At 53.8% G+C, this 21,041-nt stretch carries 16 protein-coding genes and 1 tRNA gene; 10 read left to right on the top strand and 7 right to left on the bottom strand.

The window, feature by feature from the left end; all coding sequences use genetic code 11:
• The first annotated feature begins 124 nt into the window (after window positions 1–124).
• Entirely contained in the window at window positions 125–445 is a 321-nt protein-coding gene (locus ACZRKZ_RS21740) for an I78 family peptidase inhibitor (RefSeq protein WP_149414765.1), read from the top strand.
• Window positions 446–518: 73 nt separating this feature from the next.
• On the opposite strand, the gene ACZRKZ_RS21735 is transcribed toward ACZRKZ_RS21740, so the two are convergent.
• Both ACZRKZ_RS21735 and ACZRKZ_RS21730 read right to left on the bottom strand, forming a co-directional pair.
• The gene (locus ACZRKZ_RS21735) at window positions 519–731 is read right to left on the bottom strand and encodes a cold-shock protein (protein WP_133102922.1); all 213 of its coding nucleotides are present in this window, start codon (window positions 729–731) and stop codon (window positions 519–521) included.
• 289 nt (window positions 732–1,020) lie between these two features.
• Window positions 1,021–1,353, bottom strand: coding sequence for a hypothetical protein (locus ACZRKZ_RS21730; protein WP_463970390.1), 333 nt, complete (start codon window positions 1,351–1,353; stop codon window positions 1,021–1,023).
• 370 nt (window positions 1,354–1,723) lie between these two features.
• On the opposite strand from ACZRKZ_RS21730, the gene thrS reads away from it, so the two are divergent.
• The 9 genes from thrS to ACZRKZ_RS21685 all read left to right on the top strand — a co-directional run bounded on the left by thrS (window position 1,724) and on the right by ACZRKZ_RS21685 (window position 9,179).
• Window positions 1,724–3,646: a threonine--tRNA ligase gene (gene thrS / locus ACZRKZ_RS21725; RefSeq protein WP_149414763.1), complete on the top strand. Its 1,923-nt coding sequence runs from the start codon at window positions 1,724–1,726 to the stop codon at window positions 3,644–3,646.
• Window positions 3,646–4,197, top strand: coding sequence for a translation initiation factor IF-3 (infC, locus tag ACZRKZ_RS21720; protein WP_172668659.1), 552 nt, complete (start codon window positions 3,646–3,648; stop codon window positions 4,195–4,197). The genes thrS and infC overlap by 1 nt, the downstream gene beginning before the upstream one ends.
• Before the next feature lie 60 nt (window positions 4,198–4,257).
• Window positions 4,258–4,452: a 50S ribosomal protein L35 gene (rpmI, locus tag ACZRKZ_RS21715; RefSeq protein ID WP_003442181.1), complete on the top strand. Its 195-nt coding sequence runs from the start codon at window positions 4,258–4,260 to the stop codon at window positions 4,450–4,452.
• A 29-nt stretch (window positions 4,453–4,481) separates the two neighbouring features.
• Entirely contained in the window at window positions 4,482–4,838 is a 357-nt protein-coding gene (gene rplT, locus ACZRKZ_RS21710; RefSeq protein WP_133102919.1) for a 50S ribosomal protein L20, read from the top strand.
• Between the two features lie 109 nt (window positions 4,839–4,947).
• Entirely contained in the window at window positions 4,948–5,964 is a 1,017-nt protein-coding gene (gene pheS / locus ACZRKZ_RS21705; RefSeq protein ID WP_133102918.1) for a phenylalanine--tRNA ligase subunit alpha, read from the top strand.
• Between the two features lie 26 nt (window positions 5,965–5,990).
• The gene (gene pheT / locus ACZRKZ_RS21700) at window positions 5,991–8,369 is read left to right on the top strand and encodes a phenylalanine--tRNA ligase subunit beta (protein WP_463982706.1); all 2,379 of its coding nucleotides are present in this window, start codon (window positions 5,991–5,993) and stop codon (window positions 8,367–8,369) included.
• Between the two features lie 3 nt (window positions 8,370–8,372).
• Window positions 8,373–8,675 carry an integration host factor subunit alpha gene (gene ihfA, locus ACZRKZ_RS21695; protein WP_002553164.1) on the top strand — a complete coding sequence of 101 codons (303 nt, stop codon included), beginning with the start codon at window positions 8,373–8,375 and terminating at the stop codon, window positions 8,673–8,675.
• The gene (locus ACZRKZ_RS21690) at window positions 8,656–9,012 is read left to right on the top strand and encodes a MerR family transcriptional regulator (protein WP_149414761.1); all 357 of its coding nucleotides are present in this window, start codon (window positions 8,656–8,658) and stop codon (window positions 9,010–9,012) included. Before ihfA ends, ACZRKZ_RS21690 begins: the two co-directional genes overlap by 20 nt.
• A 90-nt stretch (window positions 9,013–9,102) precedes the next feature.
• Window positions 9,103–9,179 (top strand) — tRNA-Pro (locus ACZRKZ_RS21685).
• Between the two features lie 668 nt (window positions 9,180–9,847).
• Here ACZRKZ_RS21685 and ACZRKZ_RS21680 read toward each other — a convergent pair.
• The 5 genes from ACZRKZ_RS21680 to pglX form a co-directional block, all read right to left on the bottom strand.
• Window positions 9,848–10,270 (bottom strand): hypothetical protein, encoded by a 423-nt coding sequence (locus ACZRKZ_RS21680; RefSeq protein ID WP_463982705.1) that lies wholly within the window; start codon window positions 10,268–10,270, stop codon window positions 9,848–9,850.
• Between the two features lie 142 nt (window positions 10,271–10,412).
• On the bottom strand, window positions 10,413–12,452 hold the full coding sequence (gene brxL / locus ACZRKZ_RS21675) for a protease Lon-related BREX system protein BrxL (protein WP_454865674.1): 2,040 nt from the start codon (window positions 12,450–12,452) through the stop codon (window positions 10,413–10,415).
• Window positions 12,453–12,466: 14 nt separating this feature from the next.
• The gene (pglZ, locus tag ACZRKZ_RS21670; protein ID WP_454865675.1) at window positions 12,467–15,091 is read right to left on the bottom strand and encodes a BREX-1 system phosphatase PglZ type A; all 2,625 of its coding nucleotides are present in this window, start codon (window positions 15,089–15,091) and stop codon (window positions 12,467–12,469) included.
• A 244-nt stretch (window positions 15,092–15,335) separates the two neighbouring features.
• Window positions 15,336–17,258: a DUF262 domain-containing protein gene (locus ACZRKZ_RS21665; protein ID WP_463982704.1), complete on the bottom strand. Its 1,923-nt coding sequence runs from the start codon at window positions 17,256–17,258 to the stop codon at window positions 15,336–15,338.
• Between the two features lie 11 nt (window positions 17,259–17,269).
• Window positions 17,270–20,971, bottom strand: a complete 3,702-nt coding sequence (gene pglX / locus ACZRKZ_RS21660) for a BREX-1 system adenine-specific DNA-methyltransferase PglX (protein ID WP_454865677.1) — start codon at window positions 20,969–20,971, stop codon at window positions 17,270–17,272.
• Between the last annotated feature and the right edge of the window lie 70 nt (window positions 20,972–21,041).

Raw genomic sequence — 21,041 nt, 5'->3', positions numbered from 1 at the left:
GCGGCGAGTCAGGCAGACTTGCCTGTGGCTACAGTCTGGAGGTTGCGCAGCGCTCACCTATTGAAACCAATCAGCCAAATAGCTGTCGCACGATCTCTGTCTATTTTTTCTCAAAGGAGGCTTCATGCCTTGGAAGCTCGCATCATTCGGTACCTTGTTGGCAGCAGCCCTGTTGGCCGGCTGCAGCACCCCTGGTATCTCTGAGCCGGCCAAAGACACAGCCGTGACCAATGCCGGTCATAGCCGCTGTGAGTCGAAGGCTGCCGAGTTCGCGATCGGCAAGAAAGCCTCGCCCGAATTGCTGGAGCAGGCCCGTACTCGTGCCGGTGCGCAGAACGCGCGGATTCTCAAGCCTAACGACATGGTTACCCTGGAGTACCGCTCCGATCGCTTGAATCTCAACACGGATGACAACCTGGTGATCAATCGCGTCAATTGTGGCTGAGCGATCCAGGCTTTTGCAGCGCCCATAAAAAACCCCGTCACATGGACGGGGTTTTTTTAGTTCTGCTCAGAAATTACTCTGCGCGAACTTGCTCAGCTTGCATACCTTTTTGGCCTTTCGCAGCCACGAAGGAAACGGCTTGGCCTTCTTTCAGGCTTTTGAAACCGTCGCTTTCGATAGCTTTGAAGTGTACGAACAGGTCGTCACCGCCACCTTGAGGAGTGATGAAGCCGAAGCCTTTTTCATCGTTGAACCATTTAACGGTGCCGGATTGGCGATTAGACATGGTGTATCTCCAAGAAACATATATTTTCAGTAGTACTGTGCTGCTCAGGCCAACTGGGCACACCGAGCTATCATAGTCGAAATGTTCGGCTTGGGAGCCCCCCCAAGGCATTGTTTGCAAATCAATAACGTTGCATTTGGTGCTTTTTGCGGCTGAAAGCCCCGGTCTACGGGGCTTTTGCGAGAAATATCAGTTGTTAAAAAAAGCCGTAAAAGCTGTGTAAATTGTGAGAAAAGGCAGTTTTAAGGGTGTTTTTTGGTCTAAAAGCTGCTCTGTTTCAGTGCCTGTATTACTTCTGAACCACCTTGCAGGAGGAAATTGCAGCGATCGCTTTGTTCTGAAGCTCAACTTTTGCATCCCGATTGGTCATGAGTTGATTGATCTCATCGGAGCTGAGTTCGGCATTGATCTTGTCTGCACCGCACTCACAGTGCTGCTTTGCAATGGCGTCCCTTTCTTTTTCGTTTTTTGCTTTGATGTTCTGCCTGGCTCCTGCCGAACAGTCTTTGATGAAGTTGTCTCGTTGACCTGCGGGCCAGTTGCTGGGTGCGGCAGCTTGCGCACCCAGTGGCAGCAACAGGGCAAAAGGAATGGCAAAGGCGAAAAACTGTTTAATACGCATAGTGGGATGCTCCCTGGAGGTCGTAGAACGGGTGACGATTCTCAGTGTCTTTGAGGCCTTCCGTACAGCCCAAGTTCACTCTAGCGTCCAAAAGCCCGGAATTTGCCTTTCAGCAGCCAAGGGCTGCCGCGGCGACCGTTCATCTGTGCTAGCATCTCCGGCTTGGCTATTTTCAGGCGTGCCATTTGCCGCCTTGCCATGTTCCTTTTGTTTAACTCCAGTCACTCTGATTCGATTTTCCGGTTGGCCGCAAGGCTCCTGCCGCTGTAAGGCAGGCGTTCGTCATTGAATGGCTGGAGTTGGATCTTGTACTGGCTCATCCCAACCCACGTGACCTTTGGTAGGGGTCACCACTAGGAGAGGAGGCGCCATGCCAACTATTACTCTTCCCGACGGCAGTCAACGTTCATTCGATCATTCGGTTTCCGTAGCCGAGGTCGCCGCATCCATTGGTGCTGGCCTGGCCAAGGCCACCGTGGCCGGCAAGGTCGACGGCAAGCTGGTTGACGCCAGTGATCTGATCACCGGCGATGTCAGCCTGCAAATCATCACTCCCAAGGATCAAGAGGGGCTGGAGATCATTCGCCACTCTTGCGCGCACCTGATTGGCCATGCGGTCAAGCAGCTGTACCCAACGGCGAAAATGGTGATCGGCCCGGTCATCGACGAAGGCTTCTATTACGACATCGCCTACGAGCGTCCTTTCACTCCGGACGACCTGGCGGCTATCGAGCAGCGCATGCACGCGCTGATCGAGAAAGATTACGACGTCATCAAGAAAGTCACTCCGCGCGCCGAAGTGATCGACGTGTTCACCGCTCGCGGCGAAGACTACAAGCTGCGTCTGGTGGAAGACATGCCGGACGAACAGGCCATGGGCCTGTATTACCACGAAGAATACGTCGACATGTGCCGTGGTCCGCACGTGCCGAACACGCGCTTCCTCAAGTCCTTCAAGCTGACCAAGCTCTCCGGTGCCTACTGGCGCGGCGATGCGAAGAACGAGCAACTGCAGCGGATCTACGGTACTGCCTGGGCTGACAAGAAGCAGCTGGCTGCCTACATCCAGCGCATCGAAGAAGCCGAGAAGCGTGACCATCGCAAGATCGGCAAGCGCCTGGGCTTGTTCCACGTCCAGGAAGAGTCGCCAGGCATGGTGTTCTGGCACCCGAACGGCTGGACCTTGTACCAGGTGCTTGAGCAGTACATGCGCAAGATTCAGCGCGACAACGGTTACCTGGAGATCAAGACGCCTCAGGTCGTTGACCGCAGCCTGTGGGAAAAGTCCGGGCACTGGGCCAACTACGCTGACAATATGTTCACGACCCAGTCGGAAAACCGTGACTACGCCATCAAGCCGATGAACTGCCCGTGCCACGTACAGGTGTTCAACCAGGGCCTGAAGAGCTACCGCGAATTGCCGATGCGTCTGGCCGAGTTCGGTGCCTGCCACCGCAATGAGCCGTCGGGTGCGTTGCACGGCATCATGCGCGTGCGTGCGTTCACTCAGGACGACGCCCACATCTTCTGCACCGAAGAGCAGATGCAGGCCGAATCCGCTGCGTTTATCAAGCTGACCATGGACGTCTACCGCGACTTCGGCTTTACCGAAGTCGAAATGAAGCTGTCCACTCGTCCGGAAAAACGCGTCGGTTCCGACGAACTGTGGGATCGCGCCGAAGCTGCACTGGCCGCAGCCCTTGATAGCGCGGGCCTTGCGTACGATCTGCAGCCGGGCGAGGGTGCCTTCTACGGCCCGAAAATCGAGTTCTCACTGAAAGATTGTCTTGGTCGTGTCTGGCAATGTGGTACTTTGCAGCTCGATTTTAACCTGCCTATCCGTCTGGGAGCCGAATACGTCTCCGAAGACAACAGTCGCAAGCACCCGGTCATGTTGCACCGGGCGATCCTTGGGTCCTTCGAACGTTTCGTTGGAATCCTGATCGAGCACTACGAGGGTGCGTTCCCTGCGTGGCTGGCTCCGACCCAGGCAGTGATCATGAATATCACTGATAAACAGGCAGAATTTGCCGCTGAAGTTGAAAAAACTCTCAACGAAAGCGGATTTCGTGCCAAGTCTGACTTGAGAAATGAAAAGATCGGCTTTAAAATCCGCGAGCATACTTTGCTCAAGGTTCCCTATCTCTTGGTTATCGGAGATCGGGAAGTCGAGATGCAGACTGTCGCTGTGCGTACTCGTGAAGGTGCTGACCTGGGCTCGATGCCCGTCGCCCAGTTCGCTGAGTTTCTCGCGCAAGCGGTTTCCCGGCGTGGTCGCCCAGATTCGGAGTAATTATTATTAAGCGTGAAATGAGACAAGATAAACGAGCTGCACCGAAAGCCCCGATCAACGAGAATATCTCGGCACGCGAGGTTCGGTTAATTGGGGCTGAGGGTGAGCAGCTTGGGATTGTGTCAATTGAAGACGCGCTTCTTAAGGCTGAAGAAGCCAAACTGGATTTGGTGGAAATTTCCGCCGATGCAGTACCCCCTGTTTGCAAGCTGATGGACTACGGCAAATCGATCTTCGAGAAGAAGAAGCAGGTTGCCGCAGCCAAGAAAAACCAGAAGCAGATTCAGGTTAAAGAAATCAAGTTTCGTCCAGGGACGGAGGAAGGGGATTACCAGGTAAAACTGCGCAACCTGGTACGTTTCCTGAGTGATGGGGACAGGGCCAAGGTATCCTTGCGATTCCGCGGCCGTGAGATGGCCCACCAGGAGCTGGGGATGGAACTCCTCAAGCGAGTTGAAGGTGACTTGCTTGAGTACGGTTCGGTCGAACAGCATCCTAAGATGGAAGGACGCCAGCTTATTATGGTCATCGCCCCGAAAAAGAAGAAGTAATCAATAGGGCACGGCAGGCCTTCTGATTATATTTATCAACTGAATGCGGAGTATCCGAACATGCCAAAGATGAAAACTAAAAGTGGTGCTGCTAAGCGGTTTCTGAAAACTGCTAACGGTATCAAGCACAAACACGCTTTCAAGAGCCACATCCTGACCAAAATGTCGACCAAGCGTAAGCGTCAACTGCGCGGTAGCAGCTTGCTGCATCCGTCTGACGTCGCAAAAGTCAAGCGCATGCTGCGCCTTTGCTAATTTTTGGTTAAGAATAGAGGAAGTAACTCATGGCTCGTGTAAAGCGTGGCGTCGTTGCCCGTAAGCGTCACAAAAAAATTCTGAAACTTGCTAAAGGCTACTATGGTGCGCGTTCACGCGTATTCCGTGTTGCCAAGCAAGCGGTAATCAAGGCTGGCCAATACGCCTACCGTGACCGTCGTCAGAAGAAACGTCAGTTCCGCGCTCTGTGGATCGCTCGTATCAACGCTGGTGCTCGTGTTAACGGTCTGTCCTACAGCCGTTTCATTGCTGGCCTGAAGAAAGCGTCCATCGAGATCGACCGTAAGGTTCTGGCTGATCTGGCAGTGAACGAAAAAGCGGCGTTTGCTGCGATTGTCGAGAAAGCTAAAGCCACCTTGGCTTAAGTACCCCCGACAGTCACCTTGGGCCGCTTCCGTGGTCCAAGGTGTTAAACGTCTTAAATAGGGGAAGAGCCTTCAAGCTCTTCCCCTATTTTGTATCTGGAGTCTGTACATGGAAAACCTGGATGCGCTGGTCTCTCAAGCACTAGAGGCTGTGCAAAGCGCTGAAGATATCAATGCCCTGGAGCAAATCCGGGTTCAGTACCTTGGCAAGAAGGGTGAATTGACTCAGGTGATGAAGACCCTGGGGAATTTGCCGGCAGAAGAGCGCCCGCAAGTCGGTGCGCAGATCAACGTTGCCAAGGAACGTGTCACAGAGGTTCTTAATGCGCGCAAGGCGTTGTTTGAGGGGGCCGATCTAGCGGCCAAGCTCGCCGCCGAGTCCATTGACGTGACCCTGCCGGGCCGTGGCCAGACCTCAGGCGGTCTGCATCCGATTACCCGGACTCTGGAACGTATTGAGCAGTTTTTCACCCACATCGGCTACGGCATCGCCGAAGGCCCTGAGGTCGAAGACGATTATCACAACTTCGAGGCGCTCAACATCCCGGGCCATCACCCGGCCCGTTCGATGCATGACACCTTCTATTTCAATGCGAACATGCTGTTGCGCACCCATACCTCGCCGGTACAGGTCCGCACCATGGAATCGCAGCAGCCGCCGATCCGCATCGTCTGCCCAGGCCGTGTGTACCGTAGCGACTCCGATATCACCCACTCGCCGATGTTCCACCAGGTCGAAGGCCTGCTGGTCGATCGCGACATCAATTTCGCCGACCTGAAAGGCACCATCGAAGAGTTCCTGCGGGTGTTCTTCGAAAAAGAACTGGCAGTGCGTTTCCGACCTTCGTACTTCCCGTTCACCGAGCCATCCGCTGAAGTCGACATGGAATGCGTGATGTGCAGCGGTAAAGGCTGCCGTGTTTGCAAGCAGACCGGCTGGCTGGAAGTCATGGGCTGCGGCATGGTTCACCCCAACGTGCTGCGCATGTCCGGGATCGACCCGGAAGAGTTCTCGGGCTTTGCCTTCGGCATGGGCGTTGAGCGTCTGGCCATGCTGCGTTACGGCGTGAACGACTTGCGTCTGTTCTTCGACAACGACTTGCGGTTCCTCGCGCAATTTCGCTAGTCGTAACGAATCTTTAGGAGAGCAGGATGAAATTCAGTGAACAATGGCTGCGCGGCTGGGTAAGCCCGCAGGTAGATCGCGACGAGCTGGTTGCCCGTCTGTCGATGGCCGGTCTTGAGGTCGATAGCGTTACGCCGGCCGCCGGTGTTTTCAGTGGCGTGGTAGTGGGCGAGGTGCTGAGCACCGAGCAACACCCGGATGCTGACAAATTGCGTGTGTGCCAGGTCAGTAATGGCGCGCAAACCTTCCAGGTCGTGTGCGGAGCGCCGAACGTGCGTCCGGGCCTGAAAATTCCGTTCGCCATGATCGGTGCCGAACTGCCGGGCGACTTCAAGATCAAGAACGCCAAGCTGCGGGGCGTTGAGTCCAACGGCATGCTGTGCTCCCAGGCCGAGCTGCAGGTTGGTGAAGGCAACGACGGCTTGATGGAACTGCCGGCCGACGCACCAGTGGGCCAGGACATTCGCGCCTACCTGGACCTGGAAGACGCCAGCATCGAGGTCGACCTGACCCCGAACCGTGGTGACTGCTTGTCCTTGGCTGGTCTGGCCCGCGAAGTCGGGGCGCTGTACGCCGCTGCTGTTACCCGTCCGGTCGTTGCAGTAGTACCTGCAGTGCATGACGAAGTCCGTCCAATCGAAGTGCTGGTGCCTGCTGCTTGCCCACGTTATTTGGGGCGCGTCATCCGTAATGTCGATCTGTCCAAGCCAACACCGCTGTGGATGGTTGAGCGTCTGCGCCGTGCCGACGTACGCAGCATCGACGCGGCTGTCGACATCACCAACTACGTGATGTTGGAGCTGGGCCAACCGCTGCACGCATTCGATCTCGCCGAAATCAATGGCGGCATCCGCGTGCGCATGGCCGAGGAAGGCGAGAAACTGGTATTGCTCGACGGCCAGGACGTCACCCTGCGTAGCAACACTCTGGTGATCGCTGACCACTCCCGCGCCCTGGCCATTGCTGGCGTGATGGGTGGCGAGCACAGTGGCGTTTCTGCGACCACTCGTGACGTATTCCTCGAAAGTGCGTTCTTCGACCAGATCGCCGTTGCCGGCCAGGCCCGCTCCTATGGTCTGCACACCGATGCTTCGCACCGCTACGAGCGTGGCGTGGACTGGCAACTGGCCCGTGAAGCCATGGAGCGCGCCACTGGCCTGCTGCTGGAAATCACCGGTGGCGAAGCTGGCCCGATCACCGAAACCGTCAGCGAGCAGCATCTGCCGTCGGTTGCGCCGATCACCTTGCGTGCCCAGCGTGTTGAACAAATGCTGGGCTTGGTCATTGAAGACGCTGAAATCGAGCGTCTGCTGTCGGCCTTGGGCTTGGGTATTTCTGCTGAGGGGGCAGGGCAGTGGCGCGTAGAAGTGCCAAGCCATCGCTTCGATATCAGCCTCGAAGTCGACCTGATCGAAGAACTGGCCCGCCTGTACGGCTACAACCGTCTACCGGTTCGTTACCCGCAAGCGCGCTTGGCGCCACAAGCCAAGCCCGAAGCCCGTGCCCATCTGCCCGAACTGCGTCGCCTGCTGGTGGCTCGTGGTTATCAGGAAGCAGTGACGTACAGCTTCATCGATCCGAAACAGTTCGAACTGTTCAGTCCGGGTGTTGAGCCGCTGCTGCTGGCTAACCCGATCTCCAACGACATGGCTGCCATGCGTTCGTCCTTGTGGCCAGGTCTGATAAAGGCACTGTCCTACAACCTGAACCGTCAACAGGATCGTGTACGGATGTTCGAAAGCGGCCTGCGTTTCGTCGGTCAGCTGGAAGGTTTGAAGCAAGAGCCGATGCTGGCTGGCGTAGTCTGCGGCAGCCGTCTGCCGGAAGGCTGGGCACAGGGTCGCGATGCGGTGGACTTCTTCGACGTCAAGGCTGACGTGGAAGCGGTGTTGGGCTTTTCCGGTGCGCTGGGTGCGTTCACTTTTGTCCCAGGCAGTCACCCGGCGTTGCACCCGGGCCAGACCGCGCGCATCGAGCGTGAAGGTCGTCTGGTAGGCTTCGTTGGCGCCATCCACCCCGAATTGTCGAAAACCCTCGGTCTTGACCGTCCGGTCTTCGTTTTCGAGCTGGTACTGGCCGAAGTAGCGTCGGGCAAGATGCCTAAATTCAGCGAGTTGTCGCGTTTCCCTGAAGTGCGCCGTGACCTGGCTCTGGTAGCCGATCGTGAGGTGTCCGCCAGCGCCGTTCTGGAGGTAATCCGTGAAAATGCAGGGGAATGGCTGACAGACCTCAGGTTATTTGACGTTTATCAGGGTAAAGGCATTGATCCGCATAGAAAAAGCCTTGCAGTTGGCTTGACCTGGCAGCATCCATCGCGCACTCTTAATGACGATGAGGTGAATACCACGACGCAAAATATCCTCACCTCGCTCGAACAAAGGTTGAACGCCACGTTAAGGAAGTGACGTATGGGGGCTTTGACGAAAGCTGAGATGGCGGAACGTCTGTATGAAGAGCTGGGCCTGAACAAGCGCGAGGCCAAGGAATTGGTCGAGCTGTTTTTTGAAGAAATCAGGCACGCTCTAGAAGACAACGAACAGGTCAAATTGTCCGGTTTCGGCAATTTTGACCTGCGGGACAAACGTCAGCGGCCTGGCCGCAATCCAAAAACGGGAGAAGAAATCCCGATCACGGCTCGCCGTGTGGTCACCTTTCGTCCAGGGCAGAAGTTGAAGGCCCGAGTTGAGGCTTATGCTGGAACCAAGTCATAACGACGAACTACCTGTCATCCCAGGCAAACGCTACTTCACCATTGGTGAAGTCAGCGAGCTCTGTGCGGTTAAACCCCACGTGCTGCGCTATTGGGAGCAGGAGTTTCCTCAACTCAACCCCGTCAAACGCACCGGGAACCGTCGGTATTATCAGCGCCAGGATGTGCTGATGATCCGACAGATCCGCGCGTTGCTTTACGACCAGGGGTTCACCATCAACGGCGCGCGCCAGCGTATGTCCGGTGATGAAGCCAAAGACGACACCACCCAATACAAGCAAATGATCCGCCAGATGATCTCCGAACTCGAAGATGTGCTGGTGGTTTTGAAGAAATAACTTCGGCTTTTAAAATACTTCCACATTTCAAAAGCTTGCGGTATATTCCTGATCGCTTCGTTACGAAGCGAACCCAGTTTCACGCCTAGTCGGGGCGTAGCGCAGTCCGGTAGCGCACTAGCATGGGGTGCTAGGGGTCGAGTGTTCGAATCACTCCGTCCCGACCATATTTTTCAATGACTTAGCCCGGTTCGGAAACGACCGGGCTTTGTTGTTTCTGGCGTTTGATCATTTTGGTCACCGTTGGGTCACCGTTAGCATAAAGCTCGTAGAGTTCGCCATACAGGGCTTCGTCGCGTTGAGGTCTGTCAAAGCTCCAGTCCTGACTGCATTAGCTGCGGTCTGTTCCTTGTCGAGATCTTTCTCTTGACCGGCACTGGCTGATATCGGCACGACGAGTTGTACTCAGATCTCTTTTCTGATCATCACCTGAAGGATATGGCAGATCAGGGTGAGGTCGATCATCAACTGTGTAAGGCAGGTGTTCTCATCCTACGGGTGGCAGAATTCCGTACCATCCACAACAGTGAGGTGCTTTTGGCGTCAGTCAAAGGGCCTGGGAGCAGTGTAGGCGGGACCCCTTTGCGTTGGCATTAACTGAGTGGAGATCATCGCATGGTGAGCGTTGTAGAGGGGGCGATTTTTCTGGTGTTCGGAGGAAGGCCCGAGATTGTGTAGTCAGACAAAGCTTGAAGCGACTGCCAAAGTACGGCTTTCTCGAATCTAGTTAAATTGAGTAGGTTCGATGTAGCTGCGCGCCCATCCATCGTCAGGGCATGCAATGGCTGAGGCAATGGGCGCTTAAAGGAAAGCGCCCGGCGCAAATTCCTTTTAACTACTCATTTTCGACTACAACGCTGAAAGCGAGTTCTTTTATCATTATCACTCCTGGAGTTACACACTCAGCGGAGTTAATAAAAAGCTTGCCAGTGCTGAAATCTTGGGTGTATTCGACCTTCCATGTGAAGAGCTGCTTTGCTTCGGTGGTTTCACCCCGCGACGTAGCGAAGAACGAAGTTTCGAAGTCGACGTCGTCCTCATCATAGGCTTGTTGACTTGTCTGGATAGTATCACCTTGCTTCAAGGTGTTGGAGTCAACCCGAAATTCCTCATTTTGAAGGCTGATCACAGCCTCACCCATACCTTCGATGTAAAACCCCATCCGATTGCACTCCTTGGTTAGAATGGAATTGTAGGGGTGAATCAATGGGTTAAGCCAGTATTTCAAAAGCTGGTGCTCAATCTGGCTGCTTGCCATGCTTCTCTACCGGCGGTTATTCCTGAAGAAGAGGAGTTGCATCCTCATCACCTCAAACCCAGATTCCGCATTGCAGATGGCCTTCGAGGAGGGTCAAGCAGCCCGCCTCAAAGTCGCAAGCGGGCTAATAGATAGACTTTTTTCAATCCACGCCCATTGCCTTAAATACAGCCTCTACTGGTTCGCCATAAAAGCTGGTCTGAAACTTGGTGAACAGTTCGGCTGGGATGCTAGGGATGTCCTTGGCACTGCTCATTGGAAGCGCAACGCGCTTGCCTCCCGCGTCGAAAGCCACTTGCAGGCACTCGGCGATGCTTTCAACTGGCGTGATGCTGCCTCCCAAGCTCATATCGCCGAGCACTATCATTTGACCTTGCGCAGGCCTGCCCATTAGGCCTGAAGCAAAAGCTACAAGGCTGGGTAGGGCCATATGAGTAAGAGGGCCGGTGTTTTGCAGTTCAACCACATGTAAATGGAAGTCGTGCTCCAGCACCTTAGCCGAGGCGCTGATGCGCGAGGCGTTGGCCTTGAAGTAGTCAAAGGCAATCTTCACTTGTTCTTTGGCAGAGCTGGAGTTCCATAGGCCGGAGGTAGCTAGCTTGCCAGTACCCTTGGTCACCTGCAGTTCGATCCGATATAACCCAGGCATGCCTTTGCCGCTCAAGCCTATAGTGTGGATGAAACCGGGCTTTCCCGGTCCTTCTGGGATAAGGCCACCACCGCCTTGCTCTTTCACAGTGACGAAGTGTTCTTCGAGGGTTTCGTTGTCGATGTAGCTGAAGTGAACATCGTAGAACTCCATTCCACCGATCTTCTTTAGCTGTTCTTTCACACGTCGGCGGACCTGGAGTGCGTATTCGAGGCACTGGCGCACGTCTTCTTTGGTGAATACGTCGTGCGGGTAGAGCAGCTTGAGCAGGCCGGATACTGTTTTGCGTACTGCGATCACATCGCGCTGGTTTAGGTTGTTACCCAGTTTGAAGTGCTTGTCGATGGCGTCGGCGAAGCTGCGCTTGCGCATTTCGCGGAAAAACTCTGCCAGGTAATCGACGATTAGCCCGTACCTGTTGGTGAAAAATTCCGGGCGCATTTTTGGGATTTCCCAGCCAGGAATGTAAGCGTGAAATCGGTCGAAAAAGGCTGCGTCGATCATCTGCTCAGGGAAGGGGGCGAGCAGGTGACTTGTTTTCACCAGCGATTCGACGCTCTGATTGATGTTGCCGACGAAGACCATGGAAGCGGAGGCTTCCATCTGCTCACGGCCGCGACCGAAGGAGCCGGAGGCCATGAAATCCTTCATGATTTGCACGCCGTCCCTGTCCTTGAAGTTGATGCCTGCCACTTCGTCGAAGGCCACCACATCCCAAAGACCGACCAGGCCGATGCGGCGACTGCTCATGTTGTAGAACAGGTTAGCGACGGTGGTTTGACCGCCGGACACCAGCATGCTGTTCGGTGAGCACTCCTTGTAGATATGGCTCTTGCCGGTACCGCGTGGGCCGAGTTCGCAGACGTTGTAGTTGTTCTCCACGAAGGGAACCATGCGGGCCAGCAAATGCCACTGCACGGACTCATCCAGGGTCGAGGGCTCCATGCCGATGGAGCGGATCAAAGCCTCGCGCCATTGCGGTGTGTTCAGCGCTGCGCGCCCTTCGAACAGCTCCTGCATGTTCATGTTAGGCATCTGGATTGGCTTGAGCAGCGTGACGCCAAAAGGAGATCCCGATTGGCCTTCCTCGTGGTAGTAGCTCAGCGTTGCGATCACCCAGATGCCGCCCACAAGGAGCTTTTCGTATTCTTTGACGATGCCAGCAGAGATCTCAGCATCCTTGATGCCGAGGTTGCTGAAAGAGGCTTCGTAGCGGTCTTTTTTTTCATTCAGTCGCACGGTGACTCGGTCGATCACCTTGTACGTGCCGCGCTCGCGAACTAGAGACTTGACCTTCTCGGCTTCATCCGGTCGAACATAGTTCTCCGCTAAAATTTTCTTGACGTTCTTCAGGCCCTGTTCGATCACCTCTGAGTCATCGGACGCGCAGTACATACCCAGTAGGTACTCAAGGACGTAAACCGGTACGTTCGCACCTTCCTTTATCAGCTTGGTCAGATCCTTGCGCACCACGCGACCGGCGAAGTGCTCGTTGAGCAACTGATCGAGATCTTTGTCCATTTGGGTTTCCATTTAGTCTCGTGCTCTCAAAAAAAGTCGTCGGTGAAGGCCAGGTCAATCGTCACACGGTAGCGCTCAAGCTCAGTGTTTAGATCTTTATCGCGGATCACCAGGAAGTAATCTTTCTGCCGGTCGAAGTCGCTGCCTGATAGTGACAGGCGTACCTGTTTAAGGCGCTCGCTCATGGAATCCGTCGCGCAGTCGAACGTCACAACCTCCTCACTGGAGACCGGCTGCTCCCCTTCGTAGATCGCAACTGCAACCGTAACCGACAGCACCTGTTCGCTGACCGACTCGGTCTGGATCAGGTCAAAGCGCTGGATATTGGTGACCATCTTCAGGGCTGACTTCGGCGAGATCACCCCGACTTTGCGCTTGGTGCGTTTTTCGGCTTTCTCGCCCCGTAACTGGTTCACCGTCAGCACAGGCACAACGATTTCCTGAGGCATGGCTCCACCATGGACGAAGCGCGCACCGCCCACAAAGTGGAAACGGTTCGCACCTTTGGGTATCCAGAACTGGGTGTCCGATGTCGTGCCTGCGGTCTGTGTGGTCGAGCCCTGCCAAACATCCTTGGCAGCAGGCAGCGTATGGCCAATGACGTAGCGCTTCTTGCTCTTGATCGCGCTATCCGGCTTCTCGGCAAGCGAGGTGCGATCGGCAGCCTCGAGCTTGCTCTGCTGGAATAGAAATCCGTGATCCGCCGTGATCAACACCGTGCTGGTATTGAAGTGCATGAGGATCTTGCGGGTTAACTCGGTGAGCTCCTCGATGGCGAAGTCGACGTGATGGAAGGTATCCACCTCGGAACCACCGCCCTTGTCACTGCGGTCATCGATCACGTTGTGATAGACGTAAACCAGCTGCTGATCCTTAAGCGCTTCGCGTCCAGCGTCACGGGACCATTCTTTGACCTGAAGCGCGGTCACGGCCATGCCGCCATGCTGGGCAAGAACCTTGTCGCGAGCGATGGTGTTGCCAGTATTGAGTCCGTCTACGAAAACACCATCACTGCCTTCGCGATACTCCAGCGTCTGGTGTGGCAACAGGGAAGCCATACCCAATGTGGTGTAACTCGGCAATACGCCCAACTGGCTATTCAGGCTGGCCTTGCAGTAGCGCTTTTCATTGATGCGCTGGCACAGCTCGACGGCGGCTTCATAGCGGAAGGCATCGCTGATGATCACTACAACGCGCTTGCTACGATGCCCCTCCAACAAGGGCGCTACCCAGCGCTCATAGAAATTATGCTGGTTAGGAATGCCTGGTATTTTCCAGTGTTCCAAACGTTGTTCAGTCTCGATACGGTCGCCCCAGGATCGTCCGAGCTGATCGAGATACCAGTACGCATAGCACTGCTCGACGGCTTCATCGAGCTTCTTCAGCAGCTCAACGTGTGCGCGCTGGGAGGCGGCGAAGTAATGGCGGTAAGCAGTGTCGAAACGGTACAGCTCGCTCTCATAGGCTTTGTACACCGCTTCGGTGCTGGCGAAGTGGAAGCCTGCAGCGTGCTGGTGACGCTGAGTAAACAGGTCGATAGCGGACGAGAGCGCCGTGTATAGCAGCCGGTACTTGCGGCGAGTCTCATCGTCCTTGTGTCGAGTCGCCCAGTAGTTGTCCAGGCGTTCGGAGATAATCTTCGAAAACAGACCGAGATCACGCGGATCGGCCTCTGGAATGGCTTTGGTCAGGTCAACGATGATCTGCCGCTCGACTGCTTCGAAGGTCGCGACGTTGGCCAGGGCCTCTAGCGAGATTTCACCGATCTTCTGAGCGATATGCAGGGCCTCACCGACCCAGCCTGATATCTCATCGTAGGCCTTATAAAAGCGTGAGCTATCGCGCCAACGGGACAGCAGTGCACGAGAAGTTGCTCGTGCGTTGGCAGAAGGAATTGCAATCGCCGAGGCCCAATTGGGGATATCGCCAATGCTTTCACAGAACCCGGTGGCCAGCAGCCGGATCAGGAAATGCCCAAAGCTGAATGGCTTCTCACCGTTGATCTCTTCAAGGGAGGCTGGGTAGCCCACCTCATCCCGCAAGGCCTGCAACAATGTCGGCATCAGGCCAAACTTGTAGAGTTCATCGATTGCAGAGGGATTCTGCTCAAGCCCCAGATCGTCGCGTACTGAATCGTCAGCCAAGGTGCATAGCAACGTCATGATGTCGTTACTACTTGCTTCCAGTACCACGGCAGTCATTGCCAGATCCAAAGCATGCTCGTTATCAGTGGGCTGGATCAGGCGCTTGAGAGCAGCAATTCGTGCCGTACTTTTGAAGAAGCGTTCACGGCTGGTCAGGTGCTCGCGTAGGCTCTGCTGCTGCAGACCCAGCTCATTGAAGATAATTGACACCTTGTCGGCGTAGAAGCTTCGCGAGTAAAGCTTGATGTCCAGGAGCCAATCATCATTCGCGTCAGGCTCGGCACAGGGGAAATAAAGCAGGTACTTACCTTCTGTGTCCTCAAGCTCTAGCTTGATCTTGGTGCCAAAGGTGGACTTCCCCTGCATGTTCAGCACTTGCACGTCGGGTAAGTCGAGTTGCTCCAGCTCGCTAACGAAGCTCTGTTCAGGGTCGTACCAGAACACGATCCGGTGATTTTCTGTAAACAATGCCTGCCGCAGGCCTTGGGTGAGCTGTTGCGTATCCATCAATTAATCTCAGTGCCCACAATTAAGCGGTTGAAAGTCGTATGCATTCGGTGTCGAGGTAAGCATCTACGGCCTCGATATCCTGGCCGCTCTCATGATACCTAGCCCGCAGCTCCTTGAATGCCAAGGTACCGAGTCGAACCCGTTGCGGGGCAATCGAGATGTTTTTCCAGGAGATGGCGGCGAGCTTTCACGAATATAGACGTTGACGCCGCTCATGTTAATTCCTTTGTATTGTTTATTATCAAATTTGCTGAATATCATCTTTGACAAAGTCCAAGCAAAGCAATTGCCTCTTAACATTCTCGTCACCAAGTGCTATCGACCAACGCTCCTCGATGAATTTTAAAAGTCTCAATCCACGAGAAAGAACCTCTTCTGGATTCCACCCTTCGAGTTGACCTACCTCATTTTCTGCGCATGAGCCATTGTAGTATCCAACACCGTTACCATTGTTTTTCTTAAGCACAAAGGAGTCATTCTGCAGTGAAGCGTTTTTAGCTCTAGAAAGGGGCAGCAGATTGCCCAGCGAGTGTGAAAGAAAGCGCTTCTGCTCGTTAGTGTACGGATTGAACTTGGCTGCCCAATAATCGGTTTCTGTTTGCGGGTAGATGTGTTCGATGGTTACATGATCTTTCTTGGAATGGGTAAGCTCATGCCAGTCAAGTTTTCGAGTCGCCTGCTTGCCTCGTTTCAGAAGGTGTGTCTCGTACTCATACAGTAAATAGTGAATCCCGTCCCAGTGATAAAAGCCTTGACGACCAAGCTCGTATCTTTCCTTGATATAGCGCTCGAAGTTGGTGGCTGAATAGTATTTTTCAGTCCAACTGCTGATCATGCTTACGACGAACTCAATAGTTAACTCTTTGCGTAGCAAACGTCTTGCCAAACCGTAGAACTCGGAGTCCCCCGTGTTAGCGCGTCTTTGACTTATTGTGAAAATCGTGAAGTTGTAGCGCTCGGCTGCTGACAGCAGTCGATTGATGTCGTTTGGTAGTTGGTTTGTGCAAAAGGCTGCCAGGATCAGCGGGCGGAAAGCCCGGAAGCTCAGCCGATTCAGTGCATCAAGCAAATCTTTGGTTTTTGAGTTATCAAAACCTGGAAGAGGAAAATGTGGGTTGTGAATGTGGAACCAGGGCTTAATAGCCTCTTGCAAGCTTCTGACGTAGTTCACTATTTCTTCGATGGTAACGCGCTTATCTTCAGTGGCGGGATGTGTTACACCGCGAGCTGTGAATTTTTCATCTAGAAGAAAGCGTATGTAATCATCACCTTTATTTCGCGTGTACTGGAAATACATGATCCAGTGGTGACGCAAGAAACTATTGTCTGATAATGGGCGATCTGGATTTTTTCCAAGATGTTCGTAGATTGTTTTCCAGGTTTCATTAATGCTTTGGCGAAGGACTGGGTGGCCGGCGTTATCATGGAATAGTGTCGATAGATAAATCAGACGGTTCTTGAGTAGCTCAAGATTTGATAGGGGTCTGCCACGATTGTTCATCGTTTCAAATGTTACGAATACGTCGATTTCGTCGTCGATTTCGTAAACATTGAATTTCAGCTTCTGAGTGAGCTTGCGAAATATACAAGCTACTTCCTCGGGATTCATTTCCTTGAGTTTTACGAGGAAGAAATTTTTGGCGTACGCAAGGTTTTGCGTGTACAGGGTGTCCTGATACTGGCTGTTGGATGAGCCTTGGCCGAAGATCCTGGTTCTTAGGTATTGCTCGCTAGGATCATCTTTTTCATACCCGAACAGGAACGATTGTCGCAAGCCATCCGATGCAACCTGCTGGACATACTTTTGATGGATCTCATTTTTTGTCTGGTAATTGAGCTCGGTATGGTCGGCGACATTTTCAGTAATCGCTTGAACCAGAATTATCGACGTGGTTAAGCGCTGCTGACCATCCACAACGTAATAGGGCTTGTAGCCCTTTCCTTCGATTAGCCATGCGTCATCCGGCCACGCCTTGAAAGCCTCCGCTTTTACGGGCTCGAACGTGATGACTCCCGTGTAGTGGATGCGATTTTCCGCCAGCTGCAGCAGGTCTTCCCAAAAGTCATCTAGTTCGTGATGACTCCAAGCATAGCCTCGTTGGTAGTCAGGAATACGTATCAGTCGGTGCTCAAAAATTTCACTCAAGCTTTTGAGATTGCCCATTTTGGATATCCTTATTCCGTAGCGCCGCCGGTGATCGTTTTAACCTCAGCCAGCAAGTCGCCGAATCTGCCATAGTTCACTTTCACCCCCTCATCCAGATCCAGGCTGATGCGCTGGTCGGCGTGGTGGCGGAGTTTTTCGTCGAAAGTGGCGAGTTCGGCTTGTTGTGTGTGCAGGGTGGCGAGTTGTTTTTCCAAGGCCTTTTTCTCGGCGGTGCTGGTACTGGCTTCGATATCTTGTTCGAGTTTGTTGGCGTATGTGTTGAGCTTGGCGGTGAGCGGAATGACGTACTCAGTACGCATGCGTGCCAATGTGCCTTCGTTGTAGCGGTGAAGGTAGACCAGGCACTCGAAGGCTTTATGCTTTCCTGAACTGAACAGCCAGTAGATAGGGCGCTTTTTGTAGGTCTTGAGGTGGTCCTTGAAGAACTGTGTGCTGAGGTAGCGGCGGATGGTGTCCAGCGCCGACTCGCTGCGCTTGTGCTTGATGGCGTGCAGGCACAGGCTTTCGGCAACGAAGTCGAGGTTTTCCTGCAGATGCTCGTCGCCCCAGACTGTGCGGACAAACTCGCGGAAGCGGTTGGTTGCGTCGTCGGCGAACCATTCCTGATCGGTCAGCGGCAGGATGCCGTCGCTGTCGGCGGGGAAGGTTTTGTAGGCACCTTCGGCGACCAGTTCGGCAAAGCCTTTGTTACCTGCATGGGCGTAGACCAACCCTTCACGGTCAAGGGAAAATCGGCCCATGATGCAACCGATACCGTAACAAACAAGCTCCGATGTAATATCGGACATTTGTATTGGTGCTTTGTCGTGTTCCTCTTCAGAAACTCCGTACCGATACTTTGGATTATTCAATAAGGTTACTTCGTCTGTGCAGGCTTCACTGTCTTCAATGCATAGAACATTATACGCTTTTGCAAGCTCCGAATTTATCGAGGCTTCAATATTTGCAGCGTCAAGAACTTTATCACTCCAGTCACTAGCGTGCTCTGCTATAGATGTACGCATTTTTTTATGTCCGCCGTGGCGAGCGACTTTGATAATTGGATTTAACTTAAAGTCCCAAGAGAATTCAAAAGAGTCCCAGTCCAGCTTGGATGTATCGATAAGGCGATCAACTTTTTCACGTAGTTCGCCCCAGACCCTATCCTGATTAAGAACTGGAATTGAAACTACGCTGCCGGAGTTGAAGTCGAGCGTAGGGCACAGAATTTTAAGATACCTAGATGCCACCTTGCTATTGAGTAGTGCAACTGAAAACAAAAGATCCTCTTTGCTTTCTGAAAAAACAGGGGCGCCCTTCTGATCATACAAAAAGCCAGGTGGTGTATATCTTATTGAGAAGCTGCTTGAGCTAATACTGGAATATGTGGCGCCCGGCTTGAATATAAAATCCAAGTTGAAGTTGGTTGCCGCGACTCGATCATCTTTATGGTGTCTCTTATTTTGTAGAAGATAGCCATCGTTTTCCCAATTTACTACGAATTGGTTATTTCCATACCACTTCTTGAATTCTCCGCCCTTTGTGTAAGGGAACCATTTCTTTCCAGACGCCTTGCTTGCCTCTCTACTCGGCAACCCAAGCCCAATTCTTGAAAAAGAAACCTCACTCCAATTGCGTATGTATGATTCATTATCAGCAGTCACCATGCCCTTTCGCATTATTACCTTTTTGCCAAGAGACTCACCCAGCACAAATGTCTCAAGTACAGAGGGCGACTCCCAGTACGCAATTGGACTACTTGGGATTTTCTTAAAATCATCTGGTTTAGCCGTATAAAACCAACCACAGTCGCGATTCCGAATCGCTTCCAAAGTTTTTGGACCCTGGTTTATCGCGCCCCGAAATTCTGACAAGCGGATGTAACTTCCCTTGTAGTCTTGAATATGCCCCTTGTTAAGCGTAAAGGTACAAATTGGGACAGTAGCGCCATCAAACCCTGAATACTCCAATTGAACTAAAGTTGAAATCACTTCGTCGTCAATGAGGCGTGCCCGCAGCGTTTCATAGCTTGAAATAAACATCCAGACAAACGGGGTCATAAAACCAAGCTGACCATGCGGCTTGGCAAGGTCGATATTGCGAATAATGAATGCGGAGAACAGATCCTTCTCAAAGCCGCCGAAATTATCCTTCAGGAATTTTTTCACGGTTGGCGCCTGGTACTTGCTACCCATATACGGAGGATTCGCCACCACTGCGTCGAACCGCTGGGCCAATACCCAAGTCTGCTGCACATAGGGGATTAGCTGATGCGCCGCCGGCTTCTGCATCACATCGCCGTCCTTGGCCAGATGCCGCAGTTGCTCCAGCAGCTCGCCCAACGGTTTGGCATCTTCGGTCGGTACTTCGATCAGCGAGCCGAAGGTCTTGGCCTGAGTAAAGCGCGCCAGGGTAGTTTTCAGCAACAGGTAGCGATTGTCGGCTTGGGCGGCGCTGAGGTCGCTCTGCTGGCTGTCAAACAGGCTCTGCGACTGACCACGCTGCCAGTCGCTGTTCAGGTTGAGAGCCTTCCAAAGGTTGGGGAAGTCGAGCTGGCTGCTTTCCTGCAGGGACAGCACGTTGAGTTTTACCTCGCGGCCGAAGATGCGGCGGTCGTCCTCACGGGCGAGCATCATCAGGGCAAATCCGGCGAGCTGGCCTGCACGATCGTCTATGTCCAGGCCGAACAGGTTGTGCTCCAGGATCAGCTGCGGAATGTCGCGGCTGCGTTGGCCACGCTCGGTGTAGATCTCCTTGAGTACCTTGTAGGCCTCGACCAGGATGTGGCCAGAGCCGCAAGCGGGATCAAGCACCTTGATAGTCAGCGGGTCGATGCTTTCCGGGGTCATAGCCGTCAGCTGAGCCTGTACCTCTGGCGTCTGCTCGGCTGGCTCGATGTAGTAGGGCATCTTGGCCTTGAGCGGTGAGTCTGGATAGGTCTGCAGCCACTGGCGACCCAAGGAGTTCTGCACCAGGTACTGGACGATCCAGTTGGGGGTGAACAGCTGGGTGGCGGCGGGAATGTCCTCGCTCGTCACCACCTTGCCGATGACCTGATCCTTCTTCTCGGAGATGTAGAACTGGTACAGCCAGCCTATGATCTCGACGTCCTGCCAGTCCTCCTCGGGAATGGCGCTCACCAGCTCGCGTATCAGCGAATCGGTCTTGGTCAGGTTGTCCGGCAACAACAGCTCGGTGGCATCGTCGACCGCCTCGAAGAGGAACGGCATAGCCTTATGCAAGGCATGGCACTGGGCAAGTAGCAGCTCGTGGTACAGCTCTTCATCCTTGGTGCCGTCTAGTTTCAGTTCGGCAATGCGCTGTCGGTCGACTCCTTCCAGCTCGATATCCAGGCAGTCGTCGAGGATCTGAAAACTACCCGGTTGATCCGGGTGGCTGAGCACACGGCGGCCATGTTCTAGGTAGCCCTTGAGCTCCATGTAACGGATGGCGCAGAGGCGGTTGAACCAGCTGTAGGCCGCTTGCTCCATGGCCTGAGCAAAGCCCATTTGCTCGACCTTTTTCACCAAGGCGGCGCGGGGGCGGATGATGCTGGCCGGGAAAGGCCGATCGCCGATTAGGGCCAGATCTCCTTTCTGTTCCAGCGGCTCGATGCCCATGCTGGGAATACTGGATTCGCGGATGCCAAACAGCGCTGCGCGCTTGGTCATTGCGGCAATGAAGGCGGTGCGTGCCTTGGGGGCGTAGCGTTTGATGTTGTTGGTGTTCATATAGGCTTTCCCTAATCTTCTTGAGCTGACATTGACGCTTTACTGCGGCCTGGAGGTGGTCTCATCTCCT

This window comes from Pseudomonas sp. c313, assembly GCF_055407145.1.
This window is presented reverse-complemented; position numbering and strand designations above follow the sequence as displayed.